General features: G+C 74.6%; 19 protein-coding genes and 2 pseudogenes. 11 read left to right on the forward strand and 10 right to left on the reverse strand.

Features of this window, described 5'->3' with window-relative positions; genetic code table 11:
- The first annotated feature begins 93 nt into the window (after nt 1-93).
- On the forward strand, nt 94-1,032 hold the full coding sequence (locus tag AB0P03_RS21225) for an SGNH/GDSL hydrolase family protein (protein WP_363584048.1): 939 nt from the start codon (nt 94-96) through the stop codon (nt 1,030-1,032).
- A gap of 60 nt (nt 1,033-1,092) precedes the next feature.
- Here the strand turns inward: AB0P03_RS21225 and AB0P03_RS21230 are convergent, their stop codons facing one another.
- Nucleotides 1,093-2,214 (reverse strand): HoxN/HupN/NixA family nickel/cobalt transporter, encoded by a 1,122-nt coding sequence (locus AB0P03_RS21230; RefSeq protein WP_363584050.1) that lies wholly within the window; start codon nt 2,212-2,214, stop codon nt 1,093-1,095.
- A 325-nt stretch (nt 2,215-2,539) separates the two neighbouring features.
- Here AB0P03_RS21230 and AB0P03_RS21235 point away from each other — a divergent pair, with 325 nt between their 5' ends.
- Both AB0P03_RS21235 and AB0P03_RS21240 read left to right on the forward strand, forming a co-directional pair.
- Complete coding sequence (locus AB0P03_RS21235; protein ID WP_363630224.1) at nt 2,540-4,408, forward strand: CocE/NonD family hydrolase; 1,869 nt, start codon at nt 2,540-2,542, stop codon at nt 4,406-4,408.
- Nucleotides 4,409-4,456: 48 nt separating this feature from the next.
- Nucleotides 4,457-5,149 (forward strand): aspartate/glutamate racemase family protein, encoded by a 693-nt coding sequence (locus tag AB0P03_RS21240; protein ID WP_363584054.1) that lies wholly within the window; start codon nt 4,457-4,459, stop codon nt 5,147-5,149.
- Nucleotides 5,150-5,198: 49 nt separating this feature from the next.
- Here AB0P03_RS21240 and AB0P03_RS21245 read toward each other — a convergent pair whose 3' ends face one another.
- Together AB0P03_RS21245 and AB0P03_RS21250 are read right to left on the reverse strand one after the other, a co-directional pair.
- Nucleotides 5,199-5,597, reverse strand: a complete 399-nt coding sequence (locus AB0P03_RS21245) for a type II toxin-antitoxin system VapC family toxin (RefSeq protein ID WP_363630226.1) — start codon at nt 5,595-5,597, stop codon at nt 5,199-5,201.
- A gap of 67 nt (nt 5,598-5,664) precedes the next feature.
- Complete coding sequence (locus tag AB0P03_RS21250) at nt 5,665-6,123, reverse strand: MarR family transcriptional regulator (protein WP_363630228.1); 459 nt, start codon at nt 6,121-6,123, stop codon at nt 5,665-5,667.
- 130 nt (nt 6,124-6,253) lie between these two features.
- Here AB0P03_RS21250 and AB0P03_RS21255 point away from each other — a divergent pair, with 130 nt between their 5' ends.
- A complete protein-coding gene (locus AB0P03_RS21255) occupies nt 6,254-7,510 on the forward strand; it encodes an alpha/beta hydrolase (protein ID WP_363619023.1) in 1,257 nt (418 codons plus the stop codon).
- Between the two features lie 78 nt (nt 7,511-7,588).
- Here AB0P03_RS21255 and AB0P03_RS21260 read toward each other — a convergent pair.
- From AB0P03_RS21260 to AB0P03_RS21270, 3 genes and pseudogenes are all read right to left on the reverse strand, one after another.
- A pseudogene (locus tag AB0P03_RS21260) lies at nt 7,589-8,308 on the reverse strand (putative Ig domain-containing protein); the annotation flags it as partial.
- Between the two features lie 213 nt (nt 8,309-8,521).
- Nucleotides 8,522-9,208, reverse strand: a pseudogene (locus AB0P03_RS21265) (serine protease); the annotation flags it as partial.
- Between the two features lie 187 nt (nt 9,209-9,395).
- Nucleotides 9,396-10,346: a hypothetical protein gene (locus tag AB0P03_RS21270; RefSeq protein WP_363584064.1), complete on the reverse strand. Its 951-nt coding sequence runs from the start codon at nt 10,344-10,346 to the stop codon at nt 9,396-9,398.
- A 156-nt stretch (nt 10,347-10,502) separates the two neighbouring features.
- On the opposite strand from AB0P03_RS21270, the gene AB0P03_RS21275 reads away from it, so the two are divergent.
- Nucleotides 10,503-11,621: an alpha/beta hydrolase-fold protein gene (locus AB0P03_RS21275; RefSeq protein ID WP_363584066.1), complete on the forward strand. Its 1,119-nt coding sequence runs from the start codon at nt 10,503-10,505 to the stop codon at nt 11,619-11,621.
- A gap of 134 nt (nt 11,622-11,755) precedes the next feature.
- The gene (locus tag AB0P03_RS21280) at nt 11,756-14,272 is read left to right on the forward strand and encodes a glycosyltransferase family 39 protein (protein WP_363630230.1); all 2,517 of its coding nucleotides are present in this window, start codon (nt 11,756-11,758) and stop codon (nt 14,270-14,272) included.
- Nucleotides 14,273-14,378: 106 nt separating this feature from the next.
- Here the strand turns inward: AB0P03_RS21280 and AB0P03_RS21285 are convergent, their stop codons facing one another.
- The 3 genes from AB0P03_RS21285 to moaA form a co-directional block, all read right to left on the reverse strand.
- The gene (locus AB0P03_RS21285) at nt 14,379-15,950 is read right to left on the reverse strand and encodes an alpha/beta hydrolase (RefSeq protein WP_363630232.1); all 1,572 of its coding nucleotides are present in this window, start codon (nt 15,948-15,950) and stop codon (nt 14,379-14,381) included.
- Nucleotides 15,951-16,010: 60 nt separating this feature from the next.
- Nucleotides 16,011-16,769 (reverse strand): HNH endonuclease family protein, encoded by a 759-nt coding sequence (locus AB0P03_RS21290; RefSeq protein ID WP_363584072.1) that lies wholly within the window; start codon nt 16,767-16,769, stop codon nt 16,011-16,013.
- A gap of 120 nt (nt 16,770-16,889) precedes the next feature.
- Nucleotides 16,890-17,885, reverse strand: coding sequence for a GTP 3',8-cyclase MoaA (gene moaA / locus AB0P03_RS21295; protein WP_363630234.1), 996 nt, complete (start codon nt 17,883-17,885; stop codon nt 16,890-16,892).
- 146 nt (nt 17,886-18,031) lie between these two features.
- On the opposite strand from moaA, the gene AB0P03_RS21300 reads away from it, so the two are divergent.
- The 5 genes from AB0P03_RS21300 to AB0P03_RS21320 all read left to right on the forward strand — a co-directional run bounded on the left by AB0P03_RS21300 (nt 18,032) and on the right by AB0P03_RS21320 (nt 23,182).
- Nucleotides 18,032-18,643: an NTP transferase domain-containing protein gene (locus AB0P03_RS21300; protein ID WP_363584076.1), complete on the forward strand. Its 612-nt coding sequence runs from the start codon at nt 18,032-18,034 to the stop codon at nt 18,641-18,643.
- 164 nt (nt 18,644-18,807) lie between these two features.
- Nucleotides 18,808-19,659 carry a hypothetical protein gene (locus tag AB0P03_RS21305; RefSeq protein ID WP_363584078.1) on the forward strand — a complete coding sequence of 284 codons (852 nt, stop codon included), beginning with the start codon at nt 18,808-18,810 and terminating at the stop codon, nt 19,657-19,659.
- Nucleotides 19,660-19,977: 318 nt separating this feature from the next.
- Nucleotides 19,978-20,805: a hypothetical protein gene (locus tag AB0P03_RS21310; RefSeq protein ID WP_363584200.1), complete on the forward strand. Its 828-nt coding sequence runs from the start codon at nt 19,978-19,980 to the stop codon at nt 20,803-20,805.
- A 168-nt stretch (nt 20,806-20,973) separates the two neighbouring features.
- On the forward strand, nt 20,974-21,909 hold the full coding sequence (locus AB0P03_RS21315; RefSeq protein ID WP_363630236.1) for a (2Fe-2S)-binding protein: 936 nt from the start codon (nt 20,974-20,976) through the stop codon (nt 21,907-21,909).
- 214 nt (nt 21,910-22,123) lie between these two features.
- Nucleotides 22,124-23,182, forward strand: a complete 1,059-nt coding sequence (locus tag AB0P03_RS21320; protein ID WP_350881565.1) for a DUF2637 domain-containing protein — start codon at nt 22,124-22,126, stop codon at nt 23,180-23,182.
- Nucleotides 23,183-23,188: 6 nt separating this feature from the next.
- Here the strand turns inward: AB0P03_RS21320 and AB0P03_RS21325 are convergent, their stop codons facing one another.
- Nucleotides 23,189-25,537 (reverse strand): SpoIIE family protein phosphatase, encoded by a 2,349-nt coding sequence (locus AB0P03_RS21325; RefSeq protein ID WP_363584082.1) that lies wholly within the window; start codon nt 25,535-25,537, stop codon nt 23,189-23,191.

The following is a 25,537-nucleotide window of genomic DNA, read 5'->3' on the forward strand; positions in this document are numbered from 1 at the left end:
TGGACGTCCACGAAACCAACAAGTAACTTACCTGCGAGTAGCCGCGGCCCGGCACGACCCCCACCCGTCGTTTCTCTCCCCCCAGGAGGAACCGTGCTCCCCCCTGCCCGGAAACCCCGACGCCTGCGCAGCTCCACCGCACTCGCCACCGTCGCACTGGGCGCCGCCCTCGCGCTCACCTCCACCAGCGCCCAGGCCGCCACCCCGGCGCCCAAGCACCTCGTGGCGCTCGGCGACTCCTACGCCGCCGGCGCGGGCGTGCCCGGCCAGTCGGCCGGCCTGTGTCTGCGCTCCGACCGCAACTACGGCCACCTGGTCGCCGCCGCCCTCAAGGCCGGCGCGTACACCGACGTCACCTGCGCCGCCGCCAAGGTCAAGGCCATGACGCAGCCGCAGTACGACGCCTTCATCCGGGTCAACGACCCGCAGCTGGACGCGGTGACCCCCGACACCGACCTGGTCACCCTCGGCATCGGCGGCAACGACCTCGCGGCCAGCGACCTCGGCCTCGGCGAACTCGTCGCCACCTGCATCGCCGGCGCGGTCGTCAACCCGCTCGGCACGCCCTGCAAGGACGTCTACCACCACGGCTACTGGGACTGGCGCAGCTGGTCCTGGCAGTACGGCGACGACGACCTGGCCGAGCGGATCACCGGCAGCATCGCGCCGCAGGTCGCCGACACGCTGCGGCGCATCCACGCCAAGGCGCCGCGGGCCCGGGTGCTGCTGGTCGGCTACCCGTCCGTGCTGCCCGCCGACGGCCGCTCGTGCATCCTGCGCCAGCCCGTGACCCCGGGCGACGTCGAGTACATGCACGGCGTGCTCGACAAGCTGAACGCCGCGCTCAGGAGCACCGCGGCGGCCGGCGGCGCGACGTACGTCGACACCGCCACGCCCACCGCCGGGCACGACGTGTGCTCGGACGACCGCTGGATCGAGGGCGCGCTGCCCGGCTCGCCCGCCGTGCCGTTCCACCCGAACGCCACCGGCGAGAAGGTGATGGCGGACGCGGTGCTCGCCGCGCTGCGGTAGGCCCCGGAACGCCGAGGGGGCGGCGACCGGACTCCGGTCACCGCCCCCTCCGCCCCATCGCTACTCCGACTTGGCGGCCGCGGCGGCCAGGCCGGCCGACCACTTCTCCTCGACCTTGCCGAACTTCCAGTAGGCGATCGCCCCGACCCAGGTCAGCACGAACAGGCCGACGATCGCGTAGCCGACGAAGTTGAGGTCCAGCCCGCCGATCCAGGCGATCGGGCCACTGGTGATGTCCAGCTTCTCGCCGAGCAGGCCGATCAGCTCGACCAGGCCGATCACCAGCGCGACCAGCACCGACAGGCCGGTGACGGTCAGGTTGTAGTAGATCTTGCGGACCGGCTTGGAGAAGGCCCACTCGTAGGCGAAGTTCATGAACGAGCCATCGATGGTGTCCAGCAGGCTCATCCCGGCCGCGAACAGGATCGGCAGCGTGAGCAGCGCGTACCAGGGCAGCGAGAACGCGGCCGCGCCGCCGGCCAGCACCAGCAGCGACACCTCGGTCGCGGTGTCGAAGCCGAGGCCGAACAGCAGGCCGACCGGGTACATGTGCCAGGGCTTGGTGACGGCCCTGGTCACCCGGCCGAGGATGCGGTTCATCAGCCCGCGCCGCTCCAACTGGCGCTCCAGCTCGGCCTCGTCGTACTCGCCCACGCGCATCCGGCGGAACACCTTGAGGATGCCGTTGAAGGCGCCCAGGTTGATCAGGCCGAGGAGCAGCAGGAACGTCCCGGAGACGGTGGTGCCGATCAGGCCGGTCATCGTGTGCAGGGTCGAGTCGTCCGCCTCCACCTGGTCGGCGAGCGAGCGGATACCGAAGGCGAGCAGCGCGCAGAGGCCGAAGACGATCGAGGAGTGCCCGAGCGAGAACCAGAAGCCGACCGACAGGGGCCGCTTGCCCTGGCCCATCAGCTTGCGGGTGGTGTTGTCGATCGCCGCGATGTGGTCGGCGTCGAAGGCGTGCCGCATCCCGAGGGTGTAGGCGGTCAGGCCCATGCCCGCGCCGAACACCTGGCCGCCGACGTCGTAGTGCTCGGGCGCGACCAGCGCGAGCAGGGTGAACCAGCCGACGACGTGCAGCACGAGGATGAAACCGCCCATCCCGGCCAGGCGCATCCACTCCTCCCGGGTGAGCCGGTCACGCCATCTGACGGGCGAGGCACCTGCGGCGGGGCTGGACATCCTGTGGTCCTTTCGGGTGGTCCGGGCGAAGCTGGGCCATCTTTCCCCCCTCGGGGAAGCAGTTGCAAGTCATGTGCAAATGCCGGACCGCGGCGAACAGGGGCACGCGGGCGCGGACGGGGGGCGTACGGCGGCGGGCACACGCCCGCTCGCGCCGGGCTCCACCCGGCCGCGCCGACCGGCGGACCGCGACCGCCGCGCAGCCTTCGTCAGGAAATCGGACGATTCCTCCCCTAGGGTCGAGATGCCGACACCCGCGGCGCGCTCCCCGTACGCGCCGCGGGCCCTCCGGCGCTCACCGGCCCGGGATCCGATGGGAGCGGCCATGCCGTCCTACCCCTTCCGCACCACCCGCGAGGACGTCCGCATCCCGCTGCCCGACGGCACCCGGCTGGCCGCCCGGCTGTGGCGCCCGGTCAGCGACGAACCCGTCCCCGCCGTGCTGGAGTACTCCGCCGGCCGGCTCACCGACCGCACCGCCGCCGAGGACGCCCGCCGCCACCCCTGGTACGCCGGCCACGGCTACGGCGCCGTCCGCGTCGACACCCGCGGCCACGGCAACTCCGACGGCCTGCCCGGCGAACCCGGCGGCGGCCAGGAGCTCGACGACGGCGCCGCCGTCCTCGACTGGCTCGCCCGCCGCCCCTGGTGCAGCGGCCGGGTCGGCCTGCTCGGCGTCGGCGCCGCCGGCACCACCGCCCTGCTGCTCGCGGCCCGTGCCCCCGACACCGTCGGCGCCGTGGTCACCGTCTGCCCCGAAGGCGGCCACCGCCTCGGCGGCGCCCTGCTCGCCGCCGACCTGCACACCCGGCTCACCGCCCTGGTCGCCGACGCCGCCCTCCCGCCCGACCCCCGGCACGTCGGCGACGCCTGGCGCACCGACTGGCTGGCCCGCCTCGAATCCCTGGACCCGCCCGTCGACGCCTGGCTCGCCGCCGGCGAGACCACCGTCCCCGTCCCCGCCCCCACCTTCGCCGTCGCCGGCTGGGGCGACCCGTCCTGCTCCTTCGTGCTGCGCCTGCTCGCCACCTCCCCCACCGCCCGCGCCCTGCTCGGCCCCTGGCCGCACGGCCTGCCCGAGGACACCCTCCCCGAGACCCTGCGCTGGTGGGACCACTGGCTGCGCGACCTCGACACCGGCGCCCTGGCGGAGCCCGCCCTGCGCAGCTGGATCGGCACCCGCTGGACCGGCGAGGAGACCTGGCCCTCCCCCGACGTCCGGGAGATCCACTACGGCCTCGACGGCCCGCTGCGCACCGCCGGCACCGCCTCCGACGACCGCCACGTCCGCGTCCGCTCCCCGCAGCACACCGGCCTCAACGCCGGCGCCTACGTCCCGCTCGGCCGCCCCGCCGACCAGCCGCCCGACCAGCGCGAGGAGGACGGCCGCTCGGTCTGCTTCGACTCCCACCCGCTGCCCGAACCGGTCGAAGTGCTCGGCACCCCGACCGTACGGCTGCGCCTGCGCGAGGGCGGCCCGCCCGCCCAGATCACCGCCCGGCTCTGCGCCGTCGGCCCGGACGGCACCTCCACGCTGCTCACCCGGGGCGTCCTGGTCGCCACCGGCCCCGACGCGGACGTCGAGCTCGCCGCCTGCGCCGGCACCCTCCCGGCCGGGCATCGGCTGCGGCTCGCCCTCTCCTCGGTCTACTGGCCGTGGGTGTGGCCCACCCCGGACGACGCCGGCTACGCGCTCGACCCGTCCCGCTCCGCCCTCACCCTGCCCACCCGGCACCTCGCCGCCGACGTCGGCGCCGCCCCCGTCGCCTTCGAGGCCCCCGCCCTGCCCGAGCCGCTCGACATCCACCGCACCGAGCCGCTGACCGCCCGGCCCGAGCACGTCACCGTGCACGACATCGGCCGCCGGGAATGGCGCGCCGAACTCTCCCCCGCCACCGACGGCAGCCGCACCCACCCCGACGGCCTGGTCCGCGACGAGCACACCGTCACCGCCTACCGGGTGCTCACCGACGCCCCGCTCAGCGCGCAGGCCCGCACCGACCACACCGTGCGCCTCGAACGCCCCGACATCGGCTGGGACGTCACCGTCCAGACCCGCACCCAACTGCGCTGCGACGCCGGGCACTTCCTCAGCATCGTGCAGCTGCGCGCGCTGGAGGCCGGTTCGGTGGTGTTCGCCCGGGAATGGCAGCACCGCGTGCCGCGCTGGATTCCGCAGGGCGATTCCAAGTAATCCTTATACCTTTGCTTTCAATTCCCTTATTGCTTTATAAATGGCGGCATGAAGACCCTCGGCCTGATCGGCGGCATGAGCTGGGAATCCACCGCCGAGTACTACCGCCTCCTCAACGAACTCACCCGCGACCGCCTCGGCGGCCTGCACTCCGCGCCGCTCGTGCTGTACTCGGTCGACTTCGCCGCCATCGAACGGCTCCAGGCCGACGGACGCTGGACCGAGGCCGGCGAGATCCTGGCCGGCGCGGCGCGGTCCCTGGAGGCGGCCGGCGCCGAACTGCTGCTGATCTGCACCAACACCATGCACAAGGTCGCCGACCAGGTCGCGGCCGCGACCCCCGTCCCGCTGCTGCACCTCGCCGACGCCACCGCGGACGCCGTCCGGGCCGCCGGACTGCACCGGATCGGGCTGCTCGGCACGGCCTTCACCATGGAACAGGACTTCTACCGCGGCCGGCTGGCCGCCCACGGCCTCGACGTCCTCGTCCCCGGCCCCGACAGCCGCGCCCTGGTCCACCGGGTGATCTACCAGGAGCTGTGCCTCGGCCTGGTCCGCGAGGAGTCCCGCGCGGCGTACCGCCGGGTGATCGACGAACTGGTGGCCGCCGGCGCCCAGGGGGTCATCCTCGGCTGCACCGAGATCGAACTGCTCGTCCGCCCCGAGGACAGTCCCGTCCCCACCTTCCCCACCACCCGCCTGCACGCCGAAGCCGCCGTCACCGCCGCCCTGGCCCCGTGACGGCCCGGCGGGTCGGGGGCCCTCCCGCCGGGTCGACGGAGGCCGCGCCCTAGGCGGCCAGGGCCTCGACGGGGGCGACGGCCACCAGCTCCTCGGCGGCGCGGGCGACCTCCAGGTCGAGCGTGATGAACGCGTCGGCCTGAAGCCGGGTCAGCGCGATGTACTCGGCGTCGAGGGTGTCGGGCCAGCCGAGGCGCTCGGCGATCCCCCAGGCGGTGGACTGCAGGACGCGGTCCCCGAGGAGCCGGATCCTCAACGCGCGCAGGTAGTCCAGCCGGCGGTCGGCCTCCGCCCTGGTCAGCCCGCCCTGGCGGACGGCCTGGTAGAGGAGCGACAGCACCTGCGAGCGGAGCAGCGTCGGGGCCAGCAGCCGGTGCTCCTGCGGGATGACGGCCCGCTCGCCGGCCAGGCGCAGCGCCACGGCCGGCGCGATCACGTACTTGGTCACGGGCGCTCGCCTCCAGGAAGGGCCTCGCGCGACCTTGCCGCGCCTTCCGCAGGGTAGGCCCTCCCGGTCAGAGCCGGTCGTAGATGGCGACCAACTGCCGGAGCACGTCGGTCGCGGCGTCCAGGGCGGGGGCGTCGTGGTGCGCCAGTGCGGTGTCGAGCGCCTGCGCCAGGGTGGTCTGGCGTTCGTCGTGGCGGCGCCGGCCCGCGTCGGTGAGGGCGACCAGGACGGACCGCTTGTCGCCCGGGGGGCGTTCCCGGGTGACGTAGCCGGCGGTGGCGAGGTTGTTGACCAGCTGGGTGGTGGCGGCGCTGGTGGTCTCGGTGGCGGCGGCGAGCTGGCCGATCGACAGCGGGCCCGTCTCGGCCAGGACGCGCAGGGCCCGGGCGTGGGTGAGGGAGAGCGCGCCGGGGGTGCGGGTGGCGCGTCCGCGCAGTCGGGAGTCGGCGGCGCTGAGGCTGTAGGCGGCGCGGGCGAGCCGGTCGAGGGCCTGCTCGCGGGCGGGGGTGGGTTGGGGCTGCGACATGGGGGCGGCCTCCGTGGCTCGTATCGACGGTCGGGTTGACAACAGAATATCCTAAGTACTTAATAGATAAGTACTTAGCGACTCGGCGGCACAGCCACCGAGCCCCCTATCGACACGGAGGACACCCGTCATGACCGTTCGTTCGACCGGACAGAACTGGGCCCTGGACATCGCCCTCGCCCAGGGCGGCTTCGACGCCCTGCACCCCCAGGCCAAGGGCACCCTGGAGCAGCTCGGCCACGACCACACCGACTTCGACAAGGTCTTCGCGCTGGTGCAGAGCGGCGTGATGCTGCCCAAGGCCTGGGCCACCATCGCCGGGCAGGCCGAGGAGCGCGCCGCCCACCACGAGCGCGGCGGCTTCGCCCAGACCGCCGCCGACCTCTACGTGCGCGCCTCGGTGATGTGGGGCCGCGCGCAGTACTCGATCTTCGACGCCGCCGACCCGCGCAAGCTCGCCTTCCGCGAGCACGCCAACCACTGCGTGGAGCGCCTGGGCGCGCTGCGTGACAACCGGGTGCGCCGCGTCGTCCTCGACTTCGAGGGCAAGCAGATCTTCGCCCTGCTGCACCTGCCGGCCGGTGAGGTCCGCAACGCCCCCGCGGTGATCCTCGGCCCGGGGATGGACATGATCAAGGAGGACTACATCCACGCGGCGGAGCGGTACTACACCTCGCGCGGCATCGTGGCCCTGTCCATCGAGGGTCCGGGCCAGGGCGAGAGCCGGGCCAACGGGCTGACCGTCGACCTCACCAACTACGAGCGCGCGATCAGCCGCTACATCGACCACCTGGCCTCGCTGCCCGAGGTCGACGCGGCCCGCATCGGCATGTTCGGCATCTCGATGAGCGGCTACTGGGGCTCGCGCGCCGCCGCCACCGACCGCCGCCTCGCCGCGCTGGCCGCCTTCGAGGCCGTCACCGGCGACTTCACCACCATCTTCGAGCGCGCCCAGCCGACCTTCAAGAACAACTACATGTACATGGCCGGCTACACCGACGAGGACGCCTTCGACACCGAGTTGGTCGCCCGGATGCCGCTGGGCGACCTGGTCCGGGAGATCGCCTGCCCGGTCGTCTACGGCATCGGCGAGTTCGACGAACTCACCGTGCTGGAGCAGGCCCTGGCCAACTACGAGCGCATCCGCGCGCCCAAGGAGATGCGCGTCTACGAGAACGAGTTCCACCCGCTGGGCGGCACCGCCGCCGAGGTCTTCCGCTTCGGCGCCGAATGGGTCGAACGCGCCCTGAACGGCGAGCTCGCCGAGCCCGGCCGCGACGTCCGGCACTACGTCCACAGCGACGGCCGCACCACCGACGGCACCGCCAACCCCACCTGGTGGCTCGGCACCACCCCGGCCGTGATCGCCGACGCCCGCCGGGCGTGACACCGGGCGGCCTCCGGCGCGCACGGTCCGGCCCCGGGGTGTGGGAGCCCCGGGGCCGGACGGTGTGCTGGTGGTGCGTCAGCCGGTCTGGATGGAGGTGTCGTCGATCACGAAGCTCGTCTGCAGCGAGGCGTCCTCGGTGCCGGTGAACTTCAGGGTGACCGTCTGGCCCGCGTAGGACGAGAGGTCGAAGGTCCGCTGCTGGTAACCCGCCGCGGCGTCCGCGTTGGAGTACGTCTTCAGCGTGGTCCCGTTCACCGACACGGCCAGCTTGTCGTACGCGGTGCTGCCCGACTCAGCGGTGTCGATGTGCAGCCAGAAGCTCAGCGTCGCCTTGCAGCCCGCCGGGATCGTCACCGTCTGCGCCAGCGTGTCGGTGTGCGAGGAACCGTAGCCGTTCAGCCACGACTTCCACGAACCACCGTGCGCCGCCTGCGAGGAGCTGTTGTCCACCACGCCGGAGCTGGTCGTCCACGGCGCCGCCGAGCCCGTCTCGAAGCCCGCGTTGCCCAGCAGCTGCGCCGGCGTGCAGGTGCCGCCACCGCCACCGGTCACCGTCCACGTGAAGCTCGCCGTACCCGACTTGCCCGCCGAGTCCTTCACCGTCACCGTCACGTTCGACGAACCCGCCGTGGTGGCCGTACCGGTGATCGCACCCGTCGACGCGTTGATCGCCAGCCCGGCCGGCAGACCCGTCGCGCTGTACGACAGCGGCGCGGTACCACCGGAAGCGTTGATCTGGAGGTTCACCGCACCGCCGACCGCGGTCGACTGGTCACCGGGGCTGCTGACGGAGACGGCGCCGCTGCCGGCCGGCTTGGTGAGCAGGCAGCCGGCCACGTTGAGGTCGATGACCCGGCCGTTGCCGAGGCAGGTGGTGAACCAGTAGGTCTCCTCACCGTAGCTCTGGCCCTTGGTGGCCGTGGTGGTGCCGTCCGCGGCGACCTCGCACGGGTTGTCCAGGGTGCACATCTCACCGTTGTCGTTGCCGGTGTTGTTGATGCCGATGATCCGCCCGCTGGCGGAGTCGATGATCGGCGAACCGGAGGTGCCGTGCGTGGTGTTGCAGCCGGAGCTGTAGCGCAGCGAGTCGTGCCAGGTCCACTGGTCCTCGCGCAGGGTGGGCACGAACCCGTTGACGGAGCAGTTCCACACCTGCTTCCAGTACGAGGAGGGTATGTACATCGCGGCGCCGTCGGTCGGGTGCGTGTCGTTGACGGTCAGCGCGGTGGCGCCGTACTTGGAGCTGATCGAGCCGTAGGTGTCGGTGAGTTGGTAGAGCGCGACATCGGTGCCGGTCATGGTCGCGTAGACGACCTTGTCGGCCTGGACGGTGCCGAGGCTGTTGCCGGCGCCGTCCAGCAGGGTGCCGCTGCGGCTCGCGCTCGCGTTCTGGATGACCTGGCCGGCCGTGGGCATGGTCGGCAGGCAGTGGCCGTTGGTGAGCATCAGGGCCCGGTCGCCGGCCACCGATGTGGGGTAACGCACCAGCGAGGCCGAGCAGTTGCTCAGCGCGATGGTGGAGGTCAGGTCGCTGGCCTGGACGGCGTGCGCGGGGACGGCGGCGAGGGTCAGCCCGCCCGCGACGACGGCGCCGACGCCGGCCATCGCGGCAAGTCTCTTGAACATGGCTCTCCTTGTGGGGGATCGCGGGGTGTACGACTGGTCGTCGAGGCCCGCGCCGCACGAAAGTGCCATGGTCACTTCAAGTGGTCAACCGTATTGGCCGAACTCGCCGACGGCAATCGGCCGTTGCGGCCCGGGGCGGCAACCATCCGCCCCGGTATGCCCGTTAAGGGCGGGCGCGATGGCACCCCACGGCACCGGCCGTGCCCGCCCGCCGGAGCGTCATGTCCACCCGTCGGCCCGCCCGCTCCGGCTGCGGCTACGGCTGCGGGAAGGAGTCCGCTCCCACCTCGTCGGTCTTGGCGTTGCCGCCGACCGTCGGCTGGAGGGTGATCGACCAGGACGTCGCGGTGCGCCCGGTCTCGAACGCCAGCGTGTCCTGGAACTTGGTGAACCGGCAGCTCTGCGTGAACGCCTTCGCGTCGGAGTCCCAGTCCACCCCGCCCGCGAAGTACACCTCGTACGTGCCGTCCTCGACGCCCTCGATACTGGCCTTCTGCCCCTTGGTCACGTACACCGAGTGCACCGACTTGCCGTTCAGCGCGAGCGAGACGACCGCGTCCCCCCTGCCGCCGTTGTCGACCTTGAACACGCCCTGGCCGCGCAGCCGCCCCTCGCGCACCAGGGTGCCGTTGTCCAGCGAACGGGACTGCTGCTTCGGGGTCTGCGGGACGGCGAAGGTCGTCGGGTAGCCGGCCGCCGCCATCTTGGCCAGGGCCGCCGACACCGCCGCCAGGCCCTCCGAGGCGCCCAGCTCGGCCTGCGCGGAACCCACCGCGCAGACGCCCCTGCTCTTGATGTCGCCGCGGACCTTCGTCGCGTCGGCGGCCAGCGAGGTCAGCGCCGCCACCAGCTCGGTCCGCGCCGTGGTGACCGCGGCCGGCTCGTCCGCCAGGCCCAGGCTCCGCCCGGCCGTCCGCGCGCTGGTGGCGATGCCGCCGAGCACGCCGTCGAGGTCGCCCAGGGTCTTGGCCCCGGCCACCTGGCCGAGCGCGGTGTTCACCGGGTCGATGTTCGTGCCGAGCACCGGGCCGTACGGCGGCGGCGTCGGGGTGGGGGTCGGCGTCCGCGTCGGCGCGGGCGGGGCCGGGGCCGCGCCGGTGGACGGCCCGCCCGCGGCACTCCCCCCGCCGCCCCCGGTGCCGCTGGAGCAGGCCGCGAGCAGCAGTACCGTGCCGACGGCCAGACCGGCCTTGGTGATGGACTTCATGAATCCCGCCCCCGTGACGCCCCGCGCACACAGCGTGCACGTGTCCGCCGCCATGCTGGCGGGCCCGCCCTGCGCGGTCAACCGGATTCCGAGGGCGCGCGGAGGGCGCGCAGGGGGCGCCCGGGGGCGCTGATCGAGGTCAACTACGATCGGGGCGTGCTCAGCCTCACCGGACTCCCCCTCCAGATCGTCGCCTCGCTCGTCGCGATCCTCGTCTTCGGCGCCACCATGTGGCTCTGGCCGCGCTTCGGCGGGAAGGGCTGGAAGTCCTGGACGGGCCGGCTCGGCGCCTTCCTCGCCACCCAGATCGCCGTGCTGGTCGCCATGGGCCTGATCGCCAACGGCTACTTCGGCTTCTACAGCTCCTGGAGCGACCTGCTCGGCACCGACGGCAAGCCGGGCACGGTCGTCGACCACACGCCGAACGCCTCCGTGGCCGTCACCGGCGAGCAGAAGTTCTACTCGGCCCAGGGCTCGGACCGGGAGCGCTCCGGGCTGATCCAGCAGGTCGCCGTCAAAGGAGCCTCGACCGGCCTGAGCACCGAGGCGTTCGTCTACCTGCCCCCGCAGTACTTCCAGCCGGACTACGCGCAGCAGCGGTTCCCGATGGCCCTGGTGCTCACCGGCTACCCGGGCACCCCGGAGAAGCTGATCTCGCTGATGCAGTACCCGGCCTCCACCCTCACCGCGATCGAGCAGAAGAAGCTGCCGCCGACCGTCCTGGTGATGATGCGCCCCACGGTCGTCGGAAACCGGGACACCGAGTGCGTCGACGTGCCGGGCGGCCCCCAGGCGGAGACCTTCTTCACCACCGACCTGCCCAAGGCGCTCGCCACCACCTACCGGCTCGGCACCGACCCGGCGAGCCGCGCCGTGATCGGCAACTCGACCGGCGGCTACTGCGCGCTCAAGTTCGCGATGCGCAAGCCCGACTCCTACCGCGCGGCGGTCGCGCTCTCCGGCTACTACAGCGCGGCGCACGACGAGACCACCGGCGACCTCTTCGGCGGCAACGACCAGCTGAAGCAGCAGAACGACCTGCTGTGGCGGCTGAAGAACCAGCCGGCCGCCCCCGTCTCCCTGCTGCTCACCACCAGCTACGACGAGAACAACTACGCCGACACCCAGGCCATGGTCGGCGCCTTCAAGGCCCCCACCAAGCTGTCCACCATCACCCTGGACACCGGCGGCCACAACTTCCACACCTGGACCCGGGAGATCCCCCCGGCCCTGGAGTGGCTCGGCCAGCACCTCACCATGCCGAAGGCCGCCTGACCGCGCCGAAGGCCGCCTGACCGATCCCCCGGCGGCCCGCCCGATCACCCGATCACCCGAACGCCCCGCAGATCACACCCGTCTCACAGCGTCGTCTCACGCTCCTCTCAGCCACACCACGCACGGTATGGCGCATGACCACGACCAGCTACTCCACTCCGGCCGGCGAACCGTGGCCCGAGGCCGCGGACTTCCCGCCGCCGGAGGTGCCGCAGCCGGACCCCGCCCGGCCGGACCCGGCGCCGCTCTTCCCCGAGCAGCCCCTGCCGCCCACCGGCCCCAAGGGCCCCGCCTCCTGGTCCGGCCGGCTGCGCACCCTCCCCGCCCGCGCCTGGCGCGGCCGCGCGGACGACCCGCGCTGGGTGCGCCCGGCCCTGCTGGCACTGCTGGCCGCGACCGTCGTCCTCTACCTCTGGGGCCTGAGCGCCTCCGGCTGGGCCAACGCCTTCTACTCGGCCGCCGTCCAGGCCGGCAGCCAGAGCTGGAAGGCCTTCTTCTTCGGCTCCTCCGACGCCGGGAACTTCATCACCGTCGACAAGCCTCCGATGTCGCTGTGGCCGATGGCCCTCTCGGTGCGGGTCTTCGGCCTGTCCTCCTGGTCCGTGCTCGCCCCGCAGGCCCTGATGGGCGCCGCCACCGTCGGCGTCGTGTACGCGACGGTGCGCCGGCGCTTCTCCCCGCTCGGCGGCCTGCTCGCCGGGGCCGCCCTGGCGCTCACCCCGGTCGCGGCGCTGATGTTCCGCTTCAACAACCCCGACGCGCTGCTGGCCCTGCTGCTCACCCTGGCCGCGTACGGGCTGGTACGGGCCATCGAGGCGGCGGGCACCCGGTGGCTGGTGTTCACCGGGGCGATGTTCGGCCTGGCCTTCCTCACCAAGACCCTGCAAGCCTTCCTCGTGCTGCCCGCCTTCGCGCTGGTCTACCTGGTCGTCGCGCCCACCGGCCTATGGCGGCGGGTGCGGCAGCTGCTGCTCGCGGGCGCGGCCATGGTGGTCGCGGGCGGCTGGTGGGTCGCGGTGGTCGAGCTGCTGCCGGCCTCGGCCCGCCCGTACGTCGGCGGCTCGCAGGACGACAGCTTCCTCTCCCTCACCTTCGGCTACAACGGCCTCGGCCGGATCAACGGCGACGAGACCGGCAGCGTCGGCGGCGGCGGGCGGCTCCCGGCCGGGCTCGACCTGCCGGCCGGGGCGATGCGCGGCGGCCGCGGCTGGGGCCAGAGCGGCCTCACCCGGCTGTTCGGGAGCGACATCGGCGGACAGATCGCCTGGCTGCTGCCGGCCGCGCTGATCCTGCTGGTCGCCGCCCTGTGGGCGACCCGCCGCTACGCCCGCACCGACACCGCCCGCGCGGCGTTCCTGGTCTGGGGCGGCGCGATGCTGTCCACCGCGCTGGTGTTCAGCTTCATGTCCGGGATCTTCCACCAGTACTACACGGTGGCGCTCGCCCCGGCCGTCGCGGCGCTGGTCGGCATGGGCGTGGACGGCCTGTGGCGGGCCCGGCACCGGCTTCCGTGGGCGCTGGTGCTGGCCGGCACCCTCGCGGTGACGGCGGTGTGGGCGTTCGTCCTGCTCGGGCGGAGCGCGGAGTTCCTGCCCTGGCTGCGCTGGGCGGTGCTGGTCGGCGGGCTGGTGGCGGCGGCCACGCTGGTCGCCGGACAGCTGGCCGGGCGGGCCGACGGGCGGCTCGGGGCCCGGATCGCCTCGGTCGCCGGCCTGCTCGGCCTGGCGGCGGCGCTCGGCGGGCCGGCCGCGTACGCGGTGGACACCGTCGGCACGGCGCACAGCGGCTCCATCGTGACGGCCGGGCCGGCCGTCCAGGGCGCCTCCGGCCCGGGCGGCGGCGGACGGCACGGCGGGCAGGGCTTCCCGGGCAACGGGCGGGCGTTCCAGCCCGGCCAGAACGGCGGCGGGCAGAACGGCGGCTGGCAGAACGGCGGCGCACCCGGCTTCCCCGGCGGGGGCGGCGGGCAGAACGGCGGCCGGCCGGGCACCCAGGGCGGGGGCAACGGGTTCAACGGCGGGGGCAACGGCGGCCAGGGCGGCTTCAACGGCGGCAACGGCGGCTGGCCGGGCGGCGGTTCGGGCAAGGGCCCGGGCGGCGGCAACGGTCACCGCGAGCGCGGCACGGGCGCCAACCCCGACACCGCCAACCCCGACACCGGCAACCCCGGCAGCGGCGAGGATCCCGGCGCCTTCGGCCCGGGCGGCGCGGGCGGCCCCGGAGCGGGCGGCATGGGCGGCGCGGGCGGCATGGGCGGTCTGCTCGGCGGCACCAAGGTGAGCGAGGAGGCCTCCGCCCTGCTCAAGGAGAACGCCGACCAGTACACCTGGGCGGCCGCCACCAGCGGCTCGCAGAACGCCGCCAGCTACCAACTCGCCACCGGGAAGCCGGTGATGGCCCTCGGCGGCTTCAACGGCACCGACCCCTCGCTCAGCCTGGCCGGCTTCCAGAAGTACGTCCAGGAGGGCAAGGTGCACTGGTTCATCGCCGGCGGCTCCCACCGCGGCTTCGGCGGGGCCGAGAGCGGACGGGGCGACACCGGGGAGAAGGAGTCGGAGACCTCCCAGATCGAGAGCTGGGTGACGAGCCACTTCACCGCGAAGACGGTCGGCTCCACCACCTTCTACGACCTGACGGCCCCGACGTCCTGACCGTCCGACCTCCTGACCGTCCCACCCCAGGGGGCGCACCGCAGCCGGCGGTGCGCCCCCTTCGCGTTGCCCCTGGCCAGCTCCCGCCGGCCCCCGTCAGCTCCCGTCAGGCGGACGGGCAGTGCGTCCCGGCGGCGGGCAGCGTGCCGTCCACCAGGAACGCGGCCACCGCGTCCCGCACGCACCCGCTCTTGTCGTAGCCGGTGTGCCCGTCGCCGTCCCGGGTGAGCAGGACGGCGTCGGCGAGGGCGGAGGCCATCCGCTGCGCCCACGGGTACGGCGTGACCGGGTCGGCGGTGGAGCCGACCACCAGGATCGGGGCGCTGCCCTCGGCCCGGATCCGGGCGGGCCGTTCGGCGGTGCGGTACGGCCAGGAGCGGCAGTCCGGGGCGAACAGCGCCGCCGAGGTGTCGTGCCGGCTCATCAGCGGGGCGCGGGCGGCGAGTTCGGCGCGGTCGGTGCGCAGGTCCCCGGCGCCGGGGGCCATCAGGGCGTCCGCGCAGCTGATGGCGACGAAGGCGTCCGCCGCGGTGGAGTATCCGCCGTCCTCGGCGCGGCCGTTGGCGCCGTCGGCGAGGGCGAGCAGTTCGGCGGCGTCGCCGCGGGTGATCGCCGGGTCGAGGGCCTGGCGCAGCCGCTCCCAGGAGCGGTGGCCGTCGTAGAGGGTGTCGAGGGTGCCGTTCCAGGCCAGGGTGGCGGTGAGGCGGCGGCCGTCGGCGGCGGGCAGCGGGTGCGCGCGCAGGCCGTCCAGGAAGTCGGCGAGCCGCTGCGGGGCGGCGGCGCGGTCGCGGCCGAGCGGGCAGCCGTCGCGGCCCGCGCAGTCGGCGGCGAAGTCCCGCAGCGCGGTCTCGGTGGCGGCGGCGGCCTCGACGTTCATCCGGACCGGGTCGAGGCTGCGCTCGAAGGCGCCGTCCAGGGCGAGGCGGCCGGTGCGGGCGGGGAACTCCTCGGCGTAGAGGGCGCCCAGGTAGGTGCCGTAGGAGCTGCCGAGGAAGTCGAGCCGCCGTTCGCCCAGGGCGCCGCGCAGCACGTCCAGGTCGCGGGCGGTGTCGCGGGTGGAGAGGTGGGGCAGCAGCGTGGCGTACCGGGCCTGGCAGGCGTCGGCGAGCACCCGGCCGCGGTCGTAGCCGGGGTCGTCGGTGCTGGTCCACTCGTCCCGGGTGCGGTCGTCGAGGCAGTGCACGGGGGTGGTGCGGCCGGCGCCGCGCGGGTCGAAGCCGACCAGGTCGAAGTGGTCGGAGAGGGTGCCGCGGTAGTCCTCCCAGCCCCAGACGACCCGGTCCACGCCGGAGTTGCCCGGCCCGCCGGGGTTGAGCACCAGTGCCCCGATCCGCCGGTCGGCCTCGGTGGCGCGGATCCGGGAGACGGCGACGTCGATCGTCTCGCCGCCCGGATCGGCGTAGTCCAGCGGGACCTTGAGTCCGGTGCACTGCGCGACCGGCTCCCCGGCCGGGCGCTCGGGCCGGTCCGGGCAGTCCTTCCAGTCCAGCGGCTGGAGGTACAGGGCCGCGAGCGCGGGGGCGGCCGTGCCGGGCACCAGGTCCTGGGGCCCGGCCGCGGCCGCGGTGCCGGGCCGGCGGGCGCCCGGGTCCGACGGCCCGGTGCAGCCCGCGGCGAGCACGAGGAGGGCGACGGTGAGCAGGGCGCGGAGCGGGCGCCGTGGGTTCGACGAGTGCACCGCCCACGAATACCACCCGGCGCCCGCTGCCGTCACACCAGCACCTGCCGTAACGATTCCTCAGCCGCCGCACTGCTGCAGCATGGCCTGCTTGTCGGCCGCGGTGACGGGGAGCTGGTACTTCAGGGAGACCTGGGCGAAGCGGACGGCGTAGGAGCAGCGGACGGCGGTGTTGGCGGGGAGCCAGGTGGCCGGGCCGGAGTCGCCCTTGGAGCCGTTCTGCGAGCCGTCGGCGGGGATCAGGTTGAGCGGGTCGTTGGCGATCTGGACGCGCTTGGCCTTGTCCCACTTGGCGGCGCCCAGCTGCCAGTCGTAGGACAGCGGCATCACGTGGTCGATCTGGATCTTCGTGGCCTGCTGCTTGGTCCACTGGACGTTCTTGCCGGTGTACGGGTCGTAGATGGTCATCGCGGTGACGACGCAGTTCGATCCGTCCTTGCGCTCGACGGCGGTGCCGTCGCGGGCGAGCAGGTCGTTGCGGGTGTCGCAGTTGTTGTGGCCGAGCGGGACGCCGTCGACGTTGTCCGTCCAGGCGGGGCCGAACTCGTTGCGGTCGTAGCCGTCCTTGGGGCCGGCGGCGGCGGTGGCGACCTTGGCTATCACGTCCCGGCCCGCCTTCTGCTCCTCCGGCGTGGTCAGCGGGGCCAGGCCGGGCTTGGTGCCGTCCGGGTTCTGCAGCGGGCTGGTGCCCAGGCCCCCGGCGGGCGCGGCGGAGTCGCCGCTCTTGTGGTCACGGCCGCCGAGCAGCCAGCCGGCCAGCGCGAGCGCGCATATCAGGAACACGGTGGCGGCGGACAGGGCGGTGCGGCGGGCGGGCACGGATAACTCCCGGGATCTGGGGCGGGTTGACGGCGAACCAGCAGATCAGCCACCCCGAGAGCAGGTCAAGGCGACGCCACGCGAACCCCGCCGACCATGTCGAAGCTCACACCCCGGGCGTCAGCCGCCGATGGCGGACATCGGGCGGTCGGGCCGGACGAAGCCGGCGGAGTTGACGGCGTGTCCGGGCCCCTTCCCGGCCACCGAGGCCCGCCAGGCCGCCTCGATCCGGTCGTCGTCGGCACCGCCGCGCAGCAGCGCGCGCAGATCGGACTCCTCCGTCGCGAACAGGCAGTTGCGCAACTGACCGTCGGCGGTGAGCCGGACCCGGTCGCAGCCCCCGCAGAACGGGCGGGTCACGGAGGCGATCACCCCGATGACGGCGTCCGTGCCCGCGACCCGCCACTCCTCCGCCGGGGCGTTGCCCCGCCGCCCCACGGGCAGCAGGTCGAAGCGCTCCCCGAGCCGCTCCAGGACCTCCGCGGCGGTGACCATCGCCGAACGGTCCCAGGCGCCCTGCGCGTCCAACGGCATCGACTCGATGAACCGCATCCGGTACCCGTGCTCCACCGCGAAGGCCGCCAGCTCCGGGATCTCGTCCTCGTTCACCCCGCGCACCGGCACCGCGTTCACCTTCACCGGCCCCAGCCCCGCCGCCCGCGCCGCCGCCAGGCCCGCGAACACGTCCGCGATCCGGTCCCGCCGCGTGATCCGCGCGAACCGCTCCGGGCGCAGCGTGTCGAGGCTGACGTTCACCCGCTCCAGCCCCGCCGCCCGCAGCGCCACCGCCGTGCGGGCCAGCCCGATCCCGTTCGTCGTCAGCGACACCTCCGGCCCCAGCGCGGCGATCCGCCCCACCAGTTCCGGCAGGCCCCGCCGCAACAGCGGCTCCCCGCCGGTCAGCCGCACCGAGGCGATCCCCAGCCGCCCGACCGCGATCCGCACCAGCCGCACCACCTCGTCGTCGCCCAGCGTCTGCGCCCTCGGCAGCCAGTCCAGGCCCTCGGCCGGCATGCAGTAGGTGCAGCGCAGGTTGCAGCGGTCGGTCAGCGAGACCCGCAGGTCGGTGTGGACCCGGCCGAAACGGTCCAGCAGCGGGCGCGGTGCGGTGTTCATCGACCCAGTACAGGGGCCGGCGGGCCGCAGGACCAGCGGCCGAACCGCCGGGGGGCGGCCACCACCTGCGGGTTCCCCTTGTGCATTCGTACAACTGTGGGTTCGTACGGCTGCGCGGCGGCGGCACCGGCGGGCAGGCTGGGCCCATGCAGACCACCGAAGACCCGACCGGGCCCGTTGCCGCGCTGGTGCTCGCCGCCGGGGGCGGGCGACGCCTCGGCGGGCGGCCCAAGGCCCTGATCCGGTACGCGGGCCGCCCGCTGGTCGAGCACGCGGTGGCGGTGGTGCGGGCGGGCGGCTGCGCGGACGTCACGGTGGTGCTGGGCGCGGCCGGCGAACGCGTCCGCTCGACGGCGCACCTGCCGGGCTGCCGGCTGGTGGCCAACCCGGACTGGGCGGGCGGCATGGGCTCCTCGCTGCGCGCCGGGCTGGCCGCGCTGGCGCCGGAGGTGTCGGCGGTGCTGGTGATGCTGGTGGACACCCCGGGCGTCACCGCGGCCGCGGTGGCCCGACTGCTGGCCGCGCACCGGGCCGGCGCGGAACTGGCCGCGGCGGCCTACGGAGGACGGCGCGGGCACCCGGTGCTGATCGGCGCCCGGCACTTCGCGGAGGCGGCCGCCGGCGCGTCCGGCGACGCCGGGGCCCGCACCCTGCTGGCCGCGCACCCGGGCGCGGTCACGCTGGTCGAGTGCGCCGACGTCGCCGTCCCGGACGACCTGGACACCCCCGCCGACCTGGCCCGCTGGTCCGCCGGCTGACCGCACCCCGCCGACCGGGGTGTCCGAAGCACCCGTGGTGGGAACCGGCCGGGCGCACACCCCTGATCCGACCCTGAGGATTGCCCCATTCCGTGCCAAGGACCCAACGTTTCGGGGAGCATGGAAACCGTTCCACCACCCGACTCGAACGGACGGAGCCCGCGATGGCCGGACTGCCCGAAGACTTCACCGGACACGACCCCGCGAGGCCAGGGCACGGGGCGGGCGGTGGCGCCCGGGCGATCCGCTGCCCCGCCTGCCGCCGCGAGCACCTCTACGAGCCGCCGTCGCTGCCCTGTCCGTGCGGCGCCTCGCTGAAGGTGCCGCTGCTGCGCGGCGGGGTGCCGGTGCAGGTGCGGTTCCGCTCCTGGGAGGACTCCTGGCTGAGCATGCGCTGTCCGCACTGCGGCCGCTCCGACCAGTGGCCGCAGCCCGAGTTCACCTGCAACTGCGGCGCCACCGTCCGGCTGCCGGTGGACCGCACCACCCGGCTCGGCGGCGGCACGGCCGGCCCGCTCGCCACCCCCGGCCCGCAGTCCTCCCGCCCGTACCCGGCCCACCCGATGGGCGCCCCGGTGCCCGCCCCGCCCGGCGGCTCCGGCGGCCAGCCCAAGCCCTTCCGCCACCGCGCGCCGTTCCGCCCGCACCCGGTGCGCACCTCGCAGGACGCGGTCTTCACCGCCGCCCGCTACCTGGAGTGGCTCGGTTTCGACGACCTGGAGCTGACCGAGGCCCAGGAGCGCGACGGGGTGACCCTGCTGGGCAGCCGGATGGTCGCCCAGGTGGACACCTGGACCGAGCCGGCCGACGTGAAGTCGGTCGAGTGCCTGTGGCTGCAGACCCTGCACGCCGAGGAGATGGCCGCCGCCATGTTCACCCTGGCCGGCTACTCGCACCAGGCCACCGTGCGCGGCGAACAGCTGCTGGTCGCCCTGTTCAGCCTGGACCTGGCGGGGGTGCCGCAGCCCGCCAACGGCGCCGCCGAGGCCCTGATGGAAACCGGCTGGACGTCCTGACCGACCGGAGGCCGCCGGGGCGCGTCCGCCAGGGCGTGCCTTGTGGATCAGGCCAGGCCCTAGATCATTTCCCCCGCGAATGCAAGAACCTCCGCTCGTGATCTGGTGCACAAGCTCACCCCCGTGTTGAATTGCCGCCACAGCGCGGGCCCTTGCGCTGCCGTCGCCGTGCCGCCGACAGTCGACGGCGGCGACGCCGGGCAGGGCCGCGCCCCGCTGGATGGCGCACACAAGGAGGTGGCGTTGTCAGAGCACGGATGGGGCCCGAACGGCCCGAACGGGCGGGGGCGGGCGGCAGCGGAGGAGCCGGGCGACACCGTGTGGCGACTGAGGTCCCGGGGGTGCTGGCAGGAGGCGGCCGAACTGCTGCGCCCGGCCGCCGAACAGGACCCGACAGCGGCCCTGGCACGGGCCGAACTCCTCATCGAGCAGTGCCTGTTCACCGCCGCGCAGTGGACCCAGGCGGAACAGGCGCTGCGCCTCGCGGAGGCCGTGGTGGCCAGCACCGAACAGCGCGCGGCCGCGGCCTGCGCCCGCGGCTTCCTGGCGTACGTGGCCAGCGTGCTCGGCCCCCGGGACCGACTGGACGAGGCACAGGCCGCGCTCGGACGCACCTCGGCACTGCTGCCGCCGGACGCGCCGGGCCGCCCGCTGCTGGACTTCCGGCGCGGACTGGTCGCCGAGAACCTGCTGCGCGACCGCGGCGCCGCCTGGATCGCCTACCGCCGGGCGCACGACGGCGCGGGCGAACGCGGGGACGAACTGCTGCGCTCGTACACCTGGCGCCACCTGGCGGCACTGGCCCTGGCCCGCGGGGACCGCGACCACGCCCGCGAGGGCTTCGACGCCTCGCTGCGGCTGCGCGAGCAACTCGGCTTCACGGTGGGGGTGGCGCCGGCGCTCGCGGCGCTCGCCGAGGTGTCCGAGCCGGCCGAGGCCGCCCGGCTGCGCGCCGAGGCGGCCCGGCTCGTCCACGCCCTGGGCGGCGTGCCGGTCTGGCTCGCGCGCCAGTTGGGCACCACCCGCACGCCGGGGCCTGCCCCGGAAGGGGCCCGCACGCCGGGGCTCCCCCCGGACGGGGCCCACACGCCGGGGCCTCCCCCGGACGGGCGCATCACCCGCGAGACCTGGGGGACGATCAGCTAAGGTGAGCCTAACCTGGCCGGGGTGAGCAGTACCCCGGCCGGGTTCGCCTTGCCGTTCCCCGGGCACCGCCATGCCCCGGTCCGGCCGGGCCCGGGCGGACCACCACCCCGACCGGGCACCGCCGGGCGGTCCATGGGCGGTCCCCGGTCGACCCGATGGGGCCCGCCCATGACCGCGAGCAGCACCCGGCCCGGCCCCACGCCGTGCGCCCCCCGCACCACCGAGGCGCACGCCCTCACTCCCACGCCGCCCGCCGACGCCCCCGGCGCGACCTCGTACCACCGGCTCACCGCGCTCGCCCCCGTCCTGCGGGTGCGCTGCGCCCCGCCCCGCCGCGGCGACGGCTGGATCCCCGCCGCCGACCTGACCACCCGGCCCGAGGCGGTCCGCGAGCTGATCGCCCACGACGCCCGGCAGGGCCTGGCCCGCTACGGGCGGCCGCTGCGCCCGGACGTGGCGGCCGGATTCGGCCTGCACCGCGTCGTGTGGCCGCTCTCGCTGCTGTTCACGCTGCCGTGGTTCCTGGAGCGCCGGGTCCTGCTGCTCGGCCCGGAGGACGTCTCGGTGCGCCGCGGTGCCGACCGGGTGGAGCTGACGGTCCGCCCGGAGGCGTTCGCCTGTCTGCCCGACGACCCGGCGGGCGGCGTGCCGCAGGCCCGTACGGTGCCGGACGCGAACGCGTTGGCCACCGAACTGCGGTGCGCGCTGGGCGGGTTCCTGGAACCGGTGCTGGCCGCCTTCCGGCCCGAGGTGCGGCGCGGGCCACGGGTGCTGTGGGCGATGGCCACGGACGCGGCGGTGGAGGGGCTCTGGTACGCCGGCGGGCTGCTCGGGGAGCAGGAGCGGGCACGCGCCGAGCTGTCCGCGCTGCTGGAGCCCCCGCAGGCGGGCGGCGCGGCGGCGGCACCGGCGTGCGCGCCCGGCGTGACCGGCGGCCCCGCTCCGGCCCCGTCGCCCTTCACCCCGGGTGCCGGTTTCGCCGTGCCGGCGGCCGGGTGCGGGGATGCTTCGGGCACCGACCGGGCCCGGGCCAGCTGCTGCCTCGTGTACACCGCCCAACCGGAGGACATCTGCGGCGGCTGCCCCCGCGTCATGCGGGGTTGACGAAAACACGTGCGAGGCCGGATCCGGAAAGCCCGGAATTCCGGGAATAACCCGCTTCAAATGCATAAGAAAATGCGATTGTCGCGGGGTCAGAAATCCCTCTACTCAGCGCATTGGCACCGAATCGGCCATTCCCCCGCCGAGCATCCGCCATGATGGTCCCCGCCATCACGACGCAGGAACGCGACGCAGGAAAGCGAGGCTGGTTCCGGCGATGAAATTGTCCGACATACCGCTCGGCTGGGCCGTCACCGGAGGTGCGGGGCTGCTGGTCAGCGCGCTCCTGGTGGCCCTGGTCCGGAGCCGGGGATCCGCCGCCGCCGGAGGGCCGGATTCCTGGGAACGTTCCGAGGAACGGCGCCGCCGCAAGGAATCCCTGTACGGCGGCGCCTCGTACACGCTGCTGTTCTGCTGCGCCGGTGTCGCCGCCGCGCTGTCCTTCCACGGGCTGGTCGGCTTCGGGGTGCAGAACCTCGGGCTGTCCGGCGGCTGGGAGTACCTCGTGCCGTTCGGCCTCGACGGCGCCGCGATGTTCTGCTCGGTGCTCGCCGTCCGCGAGGCCAGCCACGGCGACGCCGCGCTCGGCTCCCGGCTGCTGGTCTGGCTGTTCGCCGGCGCCTCGGCCTGGTTCAACTGGGTGCACGCCCCGCGCGGCTTCGGCCACGCCGGCGCCCCGCAGTTCTTCTCCGGCATGTCCCTCTCGGCGGCCATCCTGTTCGACCGGGCGCTCAAGCAGACCCGCCGGGCCGCGCTGCGCGAGCAGGGACTCGTCCCCCGCCCGCTGCCGCAGATCCGCATCGTGCGCTGGCTGCGCGCCCCGCGCGAGACCTACGCGGCCTGGTCGCTGATGCTCCTGGAAGGCGTCCGCAGCCTCGACGAGGCGGTGGACGAGGTCCGCGAGGACAAGCGGGAGAGGGCCGTGGAGCGGGAGCGCCGCAGGCTGGCCGGCCGCCGCGAGCGGGCGGAGATCCGGGCGATCAGCCGCAGCAACAGCGCCTGGCGCGGTCGCGGCGGCGGCGCACGGCAGTTGGAGTCCGGTTCGGAACCCGCCATAGCCGGCGGGCCCGCGGCGGAGCGGCCCGCCGGGCCGCGCGAGGTCGAGGCCGCCGAGGGCGCGGTGGTGCCCGCCGAGGGCACGGTGGCGCAGCCGGGCCTGCCCGCCCGCCCGGAGCGGCGCACCATCGACCTGACCGTCGACGAGGACACCGTGACGCTGCCCCGGCTGGACTCGCTGGAGCGCAAACTGAAGGACCTGGAGCAGCAGTTCGGGTGACCGGACCTAGGTTGCGGGCGTGCCGCTGAGCTCGAACCACATCCGCTTGCCGGAGCCGCGCGGCTCCACGCCCCAGGCGTCCGCCAGCGCCTCGACGAGCATCAGCCCGCGCCCGGAGGAGGCCTGCTCCCCCGGGGTCCGGCGGGTCGGCCACAGGTCCGACTCGTCCTCCACCTCGACCCGCAGCCGGGCCCGGCCGCCGTCCGAGGCCGGCTCCCGGTAGAGCCGGGCGGTGAACATGGCGTCCCGGTCGGTGTGCCGGATGGCGTTGGTGACCAGTTCGGAGGAGAGCAGTTCGGCGGTGTCGATGAACTCGGCGACGCCCCAGCGGCGCAGCGCGTCGCGCAGTTCGGCCCGGACCTCGGAGATCCGCGCCAGGTCGGCCTGGCCGATCCGGCGGCGCAGCTGCTGGGCGGCCAGGCCGCCGGCCGGACCGTCCCAGCGCAGGAGCAGCAGCGCTATGTCGTCCTCGCGCTCGCTGGAGTCGGCGGCCTGGGAGGCGATCCGGTCGGCCAGGTCCTCCAGCGGGTCGCGGGCCGCCTCCTCGGCGGGCGGCAGCGGACGGGCGAGCGCCCGGGTGAGCCGGGCGATGCCCTCGTCCAGGTCCATGCCGCGCGCCTCGACCAGGCCGTCGGTACAGAGCAGCACCGTCTCGCCCGGGTCCAGGCTGAACCGGGTGACCCGGTACTCCTGGTCCGGGTCGATGCCCAGCGGCAGCCCGCCGGCCACCGGCACCACGGCGGCGGTGCCGTCCGCCCGGCGCACCACCGGGTCGAGGTGGCCGGCCCGGACGGCGTAGACCACGCCGTAGTCCACGTTGACCTCGGCGTAGGCGCAGGTCGCGAAGTGGTCGGTGTCCAGATCGGCGAGGAAGCGGGAGGCGCGGGCCATCACCGCGGCCGGCGGGTGCCCCTCGGCCGCGTAGGCGCGCAGCGCGATCCGCAGCTGGCCCATGATCCCGGCGGCGTGCACGTCGTGGCCCTGGACGTCCCCGATCACCAGGCCGACGTGCCCGCCCGGCAGCGGCACCACGTCGTACCAGTCACCGCCGATCTGCAGGCCGGAGCCGGCCGCCAGGTAGCGCACGGCGGTCGTCACCCCCGGCACCGACGGCACGGTGCGCGGCAGCATCACCCGCTGGAGGCCGGCCGCCAGTTCGTGCTCGGCGTCGTGCAGCCGGGCCCTGGCCAGGGACTGGGCGACCAGCCCGCCCAGGGTGGACAGCAGGGTGCGCTCGTCCGCGTCCAGCTCGCGCTCGTCGTCGAAGCTGACCACGCAGACGCCGATCGCCCGCCCGCTGGCCACCAGCGGCAGGAACGCCCAGGAGCCGCGCCCGGTACGGCTGGTCGGCTCCCAGACCTCGGGGTAGGACGCGCGGAACTCCTCGCGGGTCGGGATGAACACCGGCGCCCGGTGGCGCACCGCCTCGGCGGCCGGGTGCCCGGCCGGCAGCACCGTGCGGTCCCAGACCGCCAGCGCCTCGGTCCGGTAGCCGGAGGCGCCGAGCACCTGCGCCCGGCCGGCCTCGAAGGAGGCCAGCACCAGGCCGTCCGGCGGCAGTCCGGGCAGCGGCAGTCCGGTGAACACCCGGGCCACGTCGCGGACGGTGACGGCTTCGGAGAGGGCGCGGGCCGCCTCCTTGATGAACCGGGAGCGCTCCTCGCGCAGCAGGGCCATCCGGTCGGCGCGGTCGCGCTTGTGCAGTTCGACGGTGGCGTCCCAGACGAAGCCCACCATCCGCGAGGCCCGGCCGAAGGCGTCCGCGAGCACCCGGCCGCGGAAGCGCACCGCGCGCATGGTGCCGTTGGGCCCGACGGTGCGGTAGTAGGCGCCGCACTGGCCCAGTTCGGCCACCGCGCGCTCGACCCGGCGGCGTACCACCGGCGCGTCCTCGGGGTGCAGCAGGGCCAGGAAGGAACCGGCGGTGCGGTCGAAGCGGCCCTGGTCCATGCTGTCCAGGCCGATGATCGCGCAGGCCCGGTGGTCGCCCTCCAGGACGTCGCGGCGGATGTCCCAGTCGAAGGAGCCGATGCCGTTGGCGGCCATCGCGGGCTCCAGCCAGTCCGGCATGGTGTCCGCGGAGGCGGGCGGCAGGCTGCCGGGGAGCACCGTCGCCAGCCGTCCGGCGGCGAGCGCGGGCGCCGGACGCGGCACGGGCCGGCGCACCGCCTGCGCGGGCGGCTTCGCCCGGCCCGGCCCGGCCGCGGTGGGGCCGGCGGGGGGCTGGTCGACCGTCACGGGAGCGGGACCGGCGGGGTTCGGACCGGTGGTGTGGGTGGAGGCTGCCTGCTGCGGTTCGGCGGTGGGCGCACCGGATGGAAGCGCCGGCCCCGGCGACTCGGGCTCAGTGGGCAT

This window comes from Kitasatospora sp. NPDC088779 (assembly GCF_040685395.1).
In the GTDB taxonomy this organism is placed as follows: Bacteria; Actinomycetota; Actinomycetes; order Streptomycetales; family Streptomycetaceae; genus Kitasatospora.